We start from the raw sequence: 12,063 nt of genomic DNA, 5'->3' as shown, positions 1-12,063 counted from the left end.
TGGCAGCAGGTAAGTTGGTACTACAGAAAGAAGAGGATGTTGGTGGTAGTGGAGAGGATGAAGCTCAGAGTGATGAGGATGAGGATGAGGATGAGGATTAGTTATCCTGAAATTTACTAAATTAATAGTAGATTAAATTTATTGTGATATTTTCGCATTACTTTTTAGCTAGATTAATGCCGGAATTTTCTAATATAATTGAGTAAGCCCGCCTATGGCGGGTTTTTTATTACATTGAAGTTTTATGCGTGCAATATGCTGAATCATTTTCCAAAGATTGATGTTGATTACCCACATAGAAATAGAGATTATTTTATAGCAGGTTTTACTTTCTTCTGTGTTGCGGTGAGCTTGGTAATTGATGGTAGTGCAGGCACTGAAATCCAAAAACAGTTAGGTGTTATAGCTTGGATCTTTTTAATTGGATTATTAGTTGGGGAAAATAAAGAAGTAAGAATGCAAGTTATTGTTGCTGTGGCATTTGCTACCGCAGGAGAGCACTTTGCTTCGATTTATATGGAAGGGTATACCTATCGATTTGGAAACGTACCTGCTTATGTCCCGCCTGGCCATGGAATGGTATATTTGACAGCTGTAGCGCTTGCGCGGTCGAGACTTTTCTTAATGAATGCTAGGAAGCTAGCTATTTCTGTTATTGTTATTGGTGGTTTGTGGTCACTGTGGGGTATTAGTGGCATATCTGAACAAGGTGATCAGGTAGGTGCATTTTTATTTTGTATTTTTGTAATTTGCTTATTCAAAGGTCGATCTCCGATGGTCTATCTGGGCGCCTTTTTTATTTGCACTTGGCTGGAAATTATTGGTACAGCGGCTGGAACTTGGAAGTGGGCGTCAATTGAACCTATTTTTAACTGGACTCAAGGAAATCCGCCCAGTGGTGTCGCTGCATGGTATTGCTTGGTTGATGCAGTAGCCATTGGTTTTTCACCAAAAATTTTAAACGGTTTGCAAAAAATGAATAACTGGTATAAAACATCACTGAGTAAATGATTATTTACCAAATAGATTCTAGAAAGTATGAGATAACTTATAAAAGTTTTATTTTTTGTTAAACATAATTACTTGGAAGGAATGTCTGTGGCTGTTGTTCGTTTACCAGATGGATCTGAGCGTATTTTTGATTACCCCGTAACTGTGCTAGATGTTGCTACGGCGATTGGCCCAGGGCTTGCTCGTGCGGCAATCGCTGGAAAAATTAATGGAAAACTGACTGATGTATCCAGTCAAATTGAGAGCGATAGCGATCTCTCTATCATTACAGAGAAAGATACCGAGGCATTGGAAATTATCCGGCATTCATGTGCACATTTGTTGGCCCATGCAGTAAAAGAACTTTTTCCTGAAGCACAGGTTACAATTGGGCCGGTTATCGATGATGGATTCTACTATGATTTTTCTTATAAGCGGCCATTTACTCCAGAAGACTTGACTGCGATTGAGAAACGCATGCTTGAAATTAGTAAACGAGATTTAAAGGTAGAACGAAAAATACTGGAGCGCACTGAAGCAATTAATTATTTTAAGCAGCAAGGTGAGCACTATAAGGCGCAGTTAATTGAATCGATACCGGGTGATCAAGATCTATCACTGTATTCGCAAGGGGATTTTACCGATCTTTGTAGAGGACCACATGTTCCAACAACTTCAAAGATAAAAATTTTCAAGCTCATGAAGGTGGCAGGAGCTTATTGGCGAGGCGATTCAAATAATGAAATGCTTCAGCGTATCTATGGAACAGCCTGGATAAATAAGGATGATCAGAAAAACTACTTGCATCGTTTAGAAGAAGCTGAAAAAAGAGATCATCGAAAGCTTGGAAAACTGCTCAATTTATTTCATACACAAGATGAAGCGCCTGGTATGGTGTTCTGGCACCCAAAAGGGTGGATATTATGGCAACAGATAGAGCAGTATATGAGGAATATACTGCATCAAAATGGCTATCAGGAAATACGAACACCACAGATTTTGGACAAGGATTTGTGGGTACGGTCAGGCCATTGGGAGAATTTTCGTGAGAATATGTTTACTACCAATTCAGCTGAGCACGATTTCGCAATAAAACCAATGAATTGTCCCGGTCACGTACAGATATTTAATCAGGGATTGCGAAGTTATCGTGAGCTGCCTATCAGATTGGCTGAATTTGGTTCATGTCATCGAAATGAAGCATCGGGGGCGTTGCACGGTATTATGCGAGTACGTGCATTTACTCAGGACGATGCACATATTTTTTGCACAGAAGATCAAATACAGGATGAGGTTGTTAAGTTTATCGATTTATTGAAAGTTGTCTATTCTGATTTTGGTTTTAAAGAGCTTTTGGTTAAACTTTCAACACGACCACAAAAGCGTGTCGGGTCAGAAGCACAGTGGGATAAATCAGAAGCAGCACTTGATGCCGCACTAAATGAAGCTAAGCTTGGATGGGAGCTGCAGCCTGGAGAAGGTGCGTTTTATGGACCTAAAATTGAATTTTCATTAAAGGATTGCATTGGACGGGTGTGGCAATGCGGTACACTACAACTGGATTTTTCTATGCCGGAACGTTTGGGTGCTGAATATGTAGCAGAAGATAATTCACGACGGGTGCCAGTTATGCTGCATAGAGCTATTCTTGGATCTCTAGAAAGATTTATTGGCATATTAATAGAAAACTATGCGGGGGCATTACCTTTGTGGTTATCGCCTGAGCAGGTTGTGGTATTGAATATTTCTCGTACACAGATTGATTATGCACAGGAAGTGACCGTTCAATTAAAGCAACATGGTATTAGAGCCAGTTTAGACTTGAGAAATGAGAAGATAACCTATAAAATTCGGGAGCATAGCTTGCAGAAGCTTCCTTATCAAATTATAGTCGGGGATGAAGAAGTACGAACAAATATGATTGCTGTTCGTAATCGTTCAGGTGAGAATCTTGGTCAAATGACATGTCAAGCTTTGCTGGAACGTCTTAAAGAAGAGATCTATTTAAAAATATAATTAATTTCTTTAGTAAACTAATCTTGGAGAATTTGCCATAGCTCAGGAAAAATCAGTGCGCATCAATGAAGAGATTGATGTGCCAGAGGTACGTTTAATTGGTGTGAATGGAGAGCAAGTTGGTATTGTTACACTTGCTGGTGCAATAACCTTAGCGGATGAAGCAGGGGTAGATCTGGTTGAAATCGCACCGACAGCGCAGCCACCTGTTTGCCGTTTGATGGATTATGGTAAGTTTCGCTATCAGGAAAGCAAAAAAAAACATGATGCGAAATTAAAACAGAAACAAGTTCAGATAAAAGAGATTAAATTCAGACCTAATACAGATGAAGGTGATTACAATATTAAATTAAGAAACTTAACTAATTTCCTCAATGAAGGTGATAAAGTTAAGGTAACATTGCGTTTCCGTGGACGTGAAATGGCACATCAAGAATTTGGTATGCGTTTGTTAGAACGCGTGAGAGATGATTTAGAATCTTTTGCAGTAGTGGAGCAATTTCCAAAAATGGAAGGGCGGCAGATGGTTATGGTGTTGTCGCCTAAAAAGAAAGACGTTAAAGCCGATAAATCAAAAGCGGCAGAGGAAGATTCATCAGTAGCATCATAGTCAGTACTTGTTGCTTACAAGGTTTCTTGTTGTAAATTATGTGAAAAATAAGTGATCACCAGGTTTTGGAAGTTTTTCAATGATGAAAACACCTGGTTTCATGTTAAATGAGGAGTAGTTATGCCCAAAATGAAAACTAAAAGTGGCGCAGCAAAGCGCTTTAAGTTTAGAGCGAGTGGGAGTATCAAACGCTCGCAAGCTTTCAAACGTCATATACTGACTAAGAAAACAACTAAAAATAAGCGTCAATTACGCGGTATTGCGGCTGTTCACTCCACCAATGCAGCATCTATTCGCGCTATGATGCCGTACGCATAAGGGAGAACAATCATGCCAAGAGTTAAACGTGGTGTAACCGCTCATGCGCGGCACAAGAAAATATTAGATCTGGCCAAGGGCTATCGTGGACGTCGTAAGAATGTTTATCGCATAGCCAAGCAAGCCGTTATGAAGGCTGGTCAATATGCGTATCGAGATCGCCGGCAACGTAAAAGACAATTCCGAGCTTTGTGGATTGCACGTATCAATGCGGCTGCTCGTGAATGCGGACTGTCGTATAGTGTATTTATGAATGGCCTCAAGAAAGCAAGTATTGAAGTTGATAGAAAAGTTCTGGCTGATTTGGCTGTATTTGATAAGGGTGCTTTTGAAAAAATCGTGCAACAAGCAAAAGCCAGTCTAGCCACATAATTTGTTGTAAAAAAAGAGATACTGGGAGGCCGGGTAAAACCTTGGCCTCCCTTTTTCTTGTGAAATTAATCGATATAGCACCAGTTCTTTAATCTGAGATATTGAATTTACATGAGAAATTTGGAAGAAATTATTAGTGAAGCAGCAAGCCTGATGGATGGCATCGAAGACCCTGTTGAATTGGAGAATGTGAAAGCGCGTTATCTCGGTAAGAGTGGTGTTCTTACTGAATTACTCAAAGGACTAGGAAAGCTTCCTGTCGAAGAGCGCCCTGCCATGGGAAGCCAAATAAATGAAGCAAAAAATCGATTAGAAGAAACACTTAAAAGCCGACGGAATGCGATTCAAGCAAAGGAGCTGGAAGCTAAATTAACCGAGGAGGCTTTGGATGTTACTTTGCCTGGTAGAGGGACGGGAATCAGTGGCTTACATCCAGTAACGCAAACTTTAATGCGAATTGAAGCACTATTTCATTCGATCGGTTTTAATGTGGTTTCGGGGCCTGAAATAGAGACTGATTTTTATAATTTTACTGCTCTAAATATTCCAGAAAACCATCCTGCACGGGCAATGCATGATACATTCTATATTGATAATGGCAACTTGCTTCGCACACATACATCGCCGGTCCAAATTCACTATATGCAGAATAATCAACCGCCAATAAAAGTAATTGCACCTGGACGGGTTTATCGATGCGATTCTGACGTGACTCACACGCCAATGTTTCATCAGGTTGAAGGCTTATGGATTGATGAAAATGCCAATTTTTCTGCATTAAAAGGCATTCTGGCTAATTTTATGGCTCATTTTTTTGAGCGTGATGACCTGCCTGTAAGATTCCGGCCATCTTTTTTCCCATTTACTGAGCCTTCTGCTGAGATGGATATCGGCTGTGTCATGTGCAATGGTAAAGGTTGTCGCATCTGTAGTCATACAGGTTGGTTGGAAGTGCTCGGATGTGGGATGGTCCACCCAAATGTATTAAGTCACGTAGCAATTGATAGTGAACAATATATTGGATTCGCTTTCGGGATGGGGGTGGAACGTTTGACAATGCTCAGATATGGTGTAAATGATTTGAGGTTGTTTTTTGAAAACGATTTGCGCTTTCTTAAACAATTTAATTGAAACTGATTATCTTACCTATTTTATTAAGAGCAGCAGATTCTCATGAAATTCTCTGAAAACTGGCTACGCAGCTTTGTTAATCCTTCTCACTCGAGTGAGGAGCTTGCCCATGTACTAACGATGGCAGGAATCGAGGTTGAAAGCGTTGAACCGGTAGCAGCGGCCTTTGATAAAGTCGTTGTAGCTGAAGTTCTTTCAGTCGAGGAACATCCAACAGCAGACCGGCTAAAAGTTTGCAATGTCAAGATAGGAAAAACAGCGGAAGAGGCATTGCAAATTGTTTGCGGCGCATCCAATGTGAGCGCTGGCGTGAAAGTGCCCTGTGCATTAATTGGCGCAAATTTGCCGGGTTTTACGATCAAAAAAACGAAGCTGCGTGGCATCGACTCAGCTGGCATGTTGTGTTCGGCTAAAGAATTAGGTATCAGTGAAGTGGCTGATGGTTTGTTATTACTTCCCGATGAAGCGCCGGTAGGCGCAGATTTTCGTGGTTACTATGGACTTGATGATCGCATTTTTACATTAAAACTAACACCTAATCGCGCTGATTGTCTTGGCGTGCTCGGTGTGGCACGCGAGGTTTCGGCTATAGCAGCAGTCGAACTGCTTTTACCAGAGATAAATTCTGTTTCTAGCCAAACTGAAGATATGCTAGCAGTGCAGGTAATTTCCTCTGATGCTTGTCCGCTGTATTGCGGACGGATATTGCGTGGCATTAATCTCGATGTGTTAACGCCCTTATGGGTGATACAACGACTGGAACGTAGCGGGATCCGGTCTATTAATCCAGTAGTCGATATCACTAACTATGTATTACTGGAAACCGGACAGCCCATGCATGCTTTTAATCTGGCCAAGATTACCGGTGCTATTCAAGTTCGCTACGCGTTTTCTCATGAAAGCATAGAATTGTTAAACGGCAGTCAAGTCAATTTAGATCCAGAAATGCTGTTGATTGCAGATGAGCATAGACCGCTAGCGTTAGCTGGGATTATGGGTGGACTGGATAGTGGCGTGACGCAAGGTGCGACAGATATTTTTCTCGAGAGCGCGTTTTTCAATCCGAATGCGATCAGTGGTAAATCATTTCAACTTGGGTTCAGTTCTGATTCTGCTTATCGTTTTGAACGTGGTGTAGACTTTGCTGCGACCAGAGATGCATTGGAACGCGCTACTTACCTAATACAAACTGTTTGCGGTGGTCAAGCAGGCCCAGTGACTGAAGTAAAACATAAATTGCCGCAGCGATCTGTTGTTAATGTGCGTATCAATCGGATAAAACGAATATTGGGTATCGACGTCAACAAGCAGCAAGTAAGTGATTATTTTAAGCGCTTGGGATTTGAATTTTCAGTGAAAGCGGATACTTTTAATGTAAAGCCACCGTCCTATCGTTTCGATTTGTCGATAGAAGAAGATTTTATAGAAGAGCTGGCGCGCATTTATGGTTATGATCATATACCTGCCCATTTCCCGCATGCAAATATGGCGATGCTGCCAGCATCCGAAACAGAGCGTTCTCCAATGGAGATAAAGCAATTATTAGTAGCTCGCGATTATCAGGAAGTTATTAACTATGCTTTTGTGGATGCGGATTGGGAGCTTGATTTTGTCAATAACAGCACACCAGTTACGTTAAAGAATCCGATTGCGAGTCAAATGAGTGTAATGCGGAGTACATTGATAGGTGGTTTGATATCCAATTTGCAATTTAATTTAAACCGGAAACAAACCAGAGTACGCTTATTTGAAATAGGTTGTTGCTTTGTAAGAGATGGCAAAAGTGAATGCAAGCAAGTAGAAAGAATTGCAGGACTTAGTTATGGGGATGTCGTATCTGAGCAATGGGGAGTACCGGCGAGAAATGTAGATTTTTATGATGTCAAAGCAGATGTAGAAGTTTTATGCAGGGGACGGACTATTCATTTTAAGAAATTTCTCCATCCGGCATTGCACCCGGGTAGATCCGCACAAATTTGTATCGAAGACAAATCGATCGGGTGGTTGGGCGAGTTGCATCCCCGTTGGCAAAAGAAATATGGGTTGCAAAAAAATACGATGTTATTCGAAATAAGTTTAGAGAGTCTAATATTTAAGTCCTTATCTATTGCTAGGGAGGTTTCTAAGTTTCCACCGGTGCGGCGTGATATCGCAATAATTGTTGAAAGTGATATTAGCGTACATTCACTTTTGACCTGTTTGTTTGCAGAAAAATCGGCTATTGTATCGGATATTTCATTATTTGATATTTATCGTGGCAAGGGTATGGAGAATACCAAAAAAAGTCTTGCATTCCGTGTGTTGTTACAAGATACTGAGAAAACATTGATGGATAAAGAGATTGATTTTGCTGTGGCAAACTTAGTTGAAGTTTTAAAAAATAAATTTGGTGCAACTTTACGCGATTGATGCTTGCTTCAGCATTTACATCGATTGATTGTTGTTGGAATTTGAATAGTTAATTGGATTTATTCTTTGTGGTTTTACTTATGAGATAAGTTACTAATCTGTCTTATAAAAGCGCCATTGTTTAATGAATCTAAATATTGTTGAGTTAGAGCTATAAAATTAATAACGTGATGGAGTAAAGTATGGCATTAACAAAAGCTGAATTAGCGGATTTATTGTTTGAGAATGTGGGACTTAATAAACGTGAAGCAAAGGATATGGTTGAGTCTTTTTATGAAGAAGTGCGTACAGCGTTGCAAAATGGAGAGGGAGTGAAACTGTCAGGCTTTGGTAATTTTCAACTGCGCGCTAAACCGCAACGTCCAGGCAGAAACCCAAAAACAGGGGAAGAAATCCCGATTACTGCGCGTCGTGTAGTAACATTTCATGTCAGTCAGAAGTTAAAAGCTTTGGTTGAGAAGAATTATCATGGAAAACAAAAAAGTAAATAACCCCCCGCTTCCAATTCCAGCCAAACGGTATTTCACAATTGGAGAAGTGGGTATTCTTTGTGGCGTTAAGCCGCATGTATTACGTTACTGGGAACAAGAGTTTACGCAGCTAAAACCTGTCAAGCGCCGTGGTAATCGTCGTTATTATCAGCATCAAGAAGTATTATTGATACGACGTATCAGAGAATTGCTTTACGATCAAGGTTTTACGATCAATGGGGCGCGTAATCGTTTGGACCATAGCGACAATAAGCTGCCTCCAATAGAAGAAGTTATTGTTAGTCCGATATCCACAGCAGCAGATTTAGGCTATGTTCGGCGTGAAATTAGAAGTATTGTGTCGCAATTGCTTTCTTAAAGAAATGATTTTTCAGTAATAGTCTATAAAGTTTGGGTGTTTTGTTTGTTATAATTTACTGTTCGGGGCGTAGCGCAGCCTGGTAGCGTACTTGCATGGGGTGCAAGTGGTCGGAGGTTCGAATCCTCTCGCCCCGACCATTTGATAAGTACTCATCTTTTTAAATATGATTGATGCTGAGTTTAATGTGTAGGAAAGTCCGTTTGACCATCCGGTGGCTAACATAAACTTATAAAAATGCGCATATTGCTTAGTAATGATGATGGATATTTTGCGCCTGGTCTTGCATGTCTTGCTGATGTACTTTCAGAAATTGCAGAAATCATAGTTGTCGCACCCGAAAGGGATCGCAGTGGATCCAGTAATTCGTTAACGCTGGATCGTCCGCTAAGCTTACATAAATCCCATAATGGTTTTTATTATGTCAATGGAACACCAACAGACTGTGTTCATCTGGCAGTGACTGGTATGCTTGATGTAATGCCGGATATGATCATTTCTGGTGTAAATAGTGGTGCTAACATGGGCGATGACACGATTTATTCAGGAACTGTTGCTGCCGCTACAGAAGGGTTTCTACTTGGAATTCCTTCGCTGGCTGTTTCTTTGGTTGGTTCATCGAATGAAAATTACTTAACAGCTGCGCGTGTAGCCGCTGATATGGTAAAACGGTTTAGAGAAAATGGTATTCAGAGTCCGGTTTTGTTGAATATTAATGTACCTGATATTGAGTATCAGAAACTTGAAGGGATTGAAGTTACTCGTCTCGGACGACGCCATAAAGCAGAACCGGTGATCAAGTCGAAAAGTCCCCGTGGAGAAATCCTATACTGGGTTGGTGCAGCTGGTGCTGCACAAGATGCAGGAAAAGGTACGGATTTTTATACAGTTCAGCATAATCGAGTTTCGGTAACCCCGCTACAGATTGATCTAACACGATATGATCAGTTGGATCTCATAACAAGTTGGCTTGATATCTAGGTAGGTACTTGTTATGTTTGAATGATTTGAATTTTATGGATACTAATTGGTGAATGTTCGTCATTCTGGAATTGGTATGACTTCTCAGCGCACACGTATGCGAATGATTGAACGCTTACGTGCACAAGGAATTTCTGATGAAGTGATTTTATCAGCTATCGGTACAATTCCTCGTCATATTTTTGTTGAAGAAGCGCTGGCAAGCCGGGCTTATGAAGATGTTTCTTTACCCATAAATTATGGACAGACGATATCCAGCCCATGGATTGTTGCGCGTATGAGTGAGCTATTACGTGCAAATTCTATTTTAGGAAAAGTGCTGGAAATTGGAACAGGTTGTGGCTATCAGACTGCCGTACTGGCACAGATTGCGCAAAAAGTTTACTCGATAGAACGTATAGGGCCATTATTAACACGTACCAGAATTCGATTGCAGGAATTGCAGATCAAGAATGTTTATTTGAAGCATGCGGATGGTTTGTTAGGGCTCGCGGAAGCAGGGCCGTTTGATGGTATTATCATGACAGCTGTGACAACCCATGTTCCTGCTTCATTATTGGAGCAACTGGTGGTGGGCGGTAGGATGGTTTTCCCCAAAGGAACTCAGAAACAGAATTTGTGTATTATTGAACGGAATTCCCAAAGTTATACTGAAACTGTATTGGAAGAGGTGAATTTTGTACCCTTACTAGCAGGGGTTGTAAAAAAATAGCGGCGCAGGGAATATTAAAATGAAAAATGTTGCAACGATCAGGCTGAGCGATATTGATATCTATAAATATCTCGTTAAGATATTTATTGGGTTATCAAGGCGGCTACAATCATTACCTTTTAATTTTTATTTGCTGCTAGCTTTTTTTCTGCTGATTGGATGCAGTACAACACAGCCGCCAGTGTCCGTAGTCGATAGTGTAAAGAGCGGTTCATCGAGATCAACAAAACCAATTGAATCAAGTACTCCAGGCAATCAGTTTTATATCGTTCAAAAAGGGGATACGTTGTACGGTATTGCATTGAGTCATGGCATCGATTCTAAGAAATTGGCAGAGTGGAATGGTATTTCTGATCCAAAGTCTATCCGGCCGGGACAAAGGATTAGTTTGTCAATGCTAGCGAAAGATTCGCAACCTGAATTGTTTGCTTTACCTCAGCAACCCATAGCAACGACGATTGATCCGGCCATACATCCATCGGATGCAAAGAATGCAATTCCTCAGGAAAGCAATAATATTGTCAATGCGGGTAAAGTGAAAACAAGCCCTAAAGCGCTTAAATTACCTTTCTCAGAGCAGAATGTGGCTCGATTGCAATACCCAGTAAAAAGCCCATTGCCGACGGCACAATCTTCTCCCGCCCTATCAACGACAGCAGAGAAAAATACGAAAATTGAGGGGGCTCCTCAACCTGATCCATCTACACTTGATAAGGCTTCCGATCATTCTAATACTGAGTGGATATGGCCGACAACGGGAAAATTGCTATCATCTTTTTCAAAAAATTCCAAAGGCGTAAAGATATTGGGGCAGGCAGGACAACCGGTTCTAGCATCCGCTGCGGGCGAGGTGGTTTATAGTGGACATGGTTTACGCGGCTATGGGAATCTGATTATTATCAAGCATGACAATACATTCCTCAGTGCATATGCGCACAATAGTAAACTTCTGGTCAAAGAAGGGGAAGTAGTAGCCAAAGGCCAGAAAATTGCAGAAATGGGTAATACAGACACCGATACAATTCAATTACATTTCGAGATACGCAAACATGGCAAGCCGGTAGATCCACTGGAATATTTGCCACACCAATCGTAATCAAGGGGCTAGGTGACTTTGTGAGTTGGAAAGCCACACAAGGAGAGAGTCCGTCAAAATGCTGCATAAGGGGGAAAACTCTATTAAAAAATGGAAAAAACTTCATCCTTTACCAAAATGACGCGTAACAAGTGTCATTTCTTGGTATTCTTCTCCAGTATCAGGGTAAGATTTACGCGGTTGTGCAGAGCTTTCTAATATCGTACGTATCTCGGCGAGGGGAATTCCCGTTTCAGCCTTGCATTCTCAGCACTTAATCGGGATAAATCCATTTGTTCTGGCGTGACAACTTTGGAGCCAACACCTTTAAGTTTACCTAGGAGTCTGTCGGACTTAAGGTCAATCTACTGCGCCAGTGGGATAACGATCCATATTTCCTCAATCTCTCGTTGCATAGATCGACTATGCACCTCAAAATAGAGAAAATAGGCACTCATTCTCCCACTCGACTCGCTACGCTTGCTTAAATCCGACAGACTCCTAGAGCATACTCAGAAATTCAGCGGTCAGATATGCGCTGCCAAGTAAGAATTCTGGTTTGAGATGAATTGGCAGGCACGCGCAAACGGAATTTCTCTG

The 12,063-nt window shown here is 41.1% G+C and carries 12 protein-coding genes and 1 tRNA gene; all 13 read left to right on the top strand.

The genetic code is table 11. The features are described 5' to 3' along the window. The first annotated feature begins 255 nt into the window (after positions 1-255). The gene (locus tag ACH10T_RS08580) at positions 256-1,011 is read left to right on the top strand and encodes a hypothetical protein (protein WP_394808885.1); all 756 of its coding nucleotides are present in this window, start codon (positions 256-258) and stop codon (positions 1,009-1,011) included. Between the two features lie 87 nt (positions 1,012-1,098). Beyond that, on the top strand, positions 1,099-3,006 hold the full coding sequence (gene thrS, locus ACH10T_RS08575; protein ID WP_394808884.1) for a threonine--tRNA ligase: 1,908 nt from the start codon (positions 1,099-1,101) through the stop codon (positions 3,004-3,006). Between the two features lie 55 nt (positions 3,007-3,061). Beyond that, a complete protein-coding gene (gene infC, locus ACH10T_RS08570; protein ID WP_394808883.1) occupies positions 3,062-3,616 on the top strand; it encodes a translation initiation factor IF-3 in 555 nt (184 codons plus the stop codon). 120 nt (positions 3,617-3,736) lie between these two features. Next, positions 3,737-3,934, top strand: a complete 198-nt coding sequence (gene rpmI, locus ACH10T_RS08565; RefSeq protein WP_394808882.1) for a 50S ribosomal protein L35 — start codon at positions 3,737-3,739, stop codon at positions 3,932-3,934. 12 nt (positions 3,935-3,946) lie between these two features. Then, positions 3,947-4,306: a 50S ribosomal protein L20 gene (rplT, locus tag ACH10T_RS08560; protein ID WP_292925836.1), complete on the top strand. Its 360-nt coding sequence runs from the start codon at positions 3,947-3,949 to the stop codon at positions 4,304-4,306. A gap of 111 nt (positions 4,307-4,417) precedes the next feature. Then, positions 4,418-5,437, top strand: coding sequence for a phenylalanine--tRNA ligase subunit alpha (pheS, locus tag ACH10T_RS08555; protein ID WP_394808881.1), 1,020 nt, complete (start codon positions 4,418-4,420; stop codon positions 5,435-5,437). A gap of 42 nt (positions 5,438-5,479) precedes the next feature. Then, positions 5,480-7,846, top strand: a complete 2,367-nt coding sequence (gene pheT, locus ACH10T_RS08550; RefSeq protein ID WP_394808880.1) for a phenylalanine--tRNA ligase subunit beta — start codon at positions 5,480-5,482, stop codon at positions 7,844-7,846. A gap of 182 nt (positions 7,847-8,028) precedes the next feature. Continuing rightward, complete coding sequence (locus ACH10T_RS08545) at positions 8,029-8,337, top strand: integration host factor subunit alpha (RefSeq protein WP_394808879.1); 309 nt, start codon at positions 8,029-8,031, stop codon at positions 8,335-8,337. Beyond that, positions 8,315-8,695, top strand: coding sequence for a MerR family transcriptional regulator (locus ACH10T_RS08540; RefSeq protein ID WP_394808878.1), 381 nt, complete (start codon positions 8,315-8,317; stop codon positions 8,693-8,695). The genes ACH10T_RS08545 and ACH10T_RS08540 overlap by 23 nt, the downstream gene beginning before the upstream one ends. A gap of 63 nt (positions 8,696-8,758) precedes the next feature. Further along, positions 8,759-8,835: transfer RNA gene (locus tag ACH10T_RS08535), tRNA-Pro, on the top strand. Between the two features lie 97 nt (positions 8,836-8,932). Continuing rightward, on the top strand, positions 8,933-9,676 hold the full coding sequence (gene surE, locus ACH10T_RS08530) for a 5'/3'-nucleotidase SurE (RefSeq protein WP_394808877.1): 744 nt from the start codon (positions 8,933-8,935) through the stop codon (positions 9,674-9,676). A gap of 49 nt (positions 9,677-9,725) precedes the next feature. Further along, positions 9,726-10,388 (top strand): protein-L-isoaspartate(D-aspartate) O-methyltransferase, encoded by a 663-nt coding sequence (locus ACH10T_RS08525; protein ID WP_394808876.1) that lies wholly within the window; start codon positions 9,726-9,728, stop codon positions 10,386-10,388. Positions 10,389-10,407: 19 nt separating this feature from the next. Beyond that, entirely contained in the window at positions 10,408-11,484 is a 1,077-nt protein-coding gene (locus ACH10T_RS08520) for a peptidoglycan DD-metalloendopeptidase family protein (protein WP_394808875.1), read from the top strand. Positions 11,485-12,063: the final 579 nt, after the last annotated feature.

It is taken from the genome of Nitrosomonas sp. (assembly GCF_043753625.1).
Lineage (GTDB): Bacteria > Pseudomonadota > Gammaproteobacteria > Burkholderiales > Nitrosomonadaceae > Nitrosomonas.
This window is presented reverse-complemented; position numbering and strand designations above follow the sequence as displayed.

What these genes read in the sequence shown, in the direction of transcription:
- ACH10T_RS08580 (WP_394808885.1), top strand. Translation starts at nt 256, where the DNA reads ATGCTGAATCATTTTCCAAAGATTGATGTTGATTACCCACATAGAAAT.
- rpmI (WP_394808882.1), top strand. Translation starts at nt 3,737, where the DNA reads ATGCCCAAAATGAAAACTAAAAGTGGCGCAGCAAAGCGCTTTAAGTTT.
- rplT (WP_292925836.1), top strand. Translation starts at nt 3,947, where the DNA reads ATGCCAAGAGTTAAACGTGGTGTAACCGCTCATGCGCGGCACAAGAAA.
- pheS (WP_394808881.1), top strand. Translation starts at nt 4,418, where the DNA reads ATGAGAAATTTGGAAGAAATTATTAGTGAAGCAGCAAGCCTGATGGAT.
- pheT (WP_394808880.1), top strand. Translation starts at nt 5,480, where the DNA reads ATGAAATTCTCTGAAAACTGGCTACGCAGCTTTGTTAATCCTTCTCAC.
- ACH10T_RS08545 (WP_394808879.1), top strand. Translation starts at nt 8,029, where the DNA reads ATGGCATTAACAAAAGCTGAATTAGCGGATTTATTGTTTGAGAATGTG.
- ACH10T_RS08540 (WP_394808878.1), top strand. Translation starts at nt 8,315, where the DNA reads ATGGAAAACAAAAAAGTAAATAACCCCCCGCTTCCAATTCCAGCCAAA.
- surE (WP_394808877.1), top strand. Translation starts at nt 8,933, where the DNA reads ATGCGCATATTGCTTAGTAATGATGATGGATATTTTGCGCCTGGTCTT.
- ACH10T_RS08520 (WP_394808875.1), top strand. Translation starts at nt 10,408, where the DNA reads ATGAAAAATGTTGCAACGATCAGGCTGAGCGATATTGATATCTATAAA.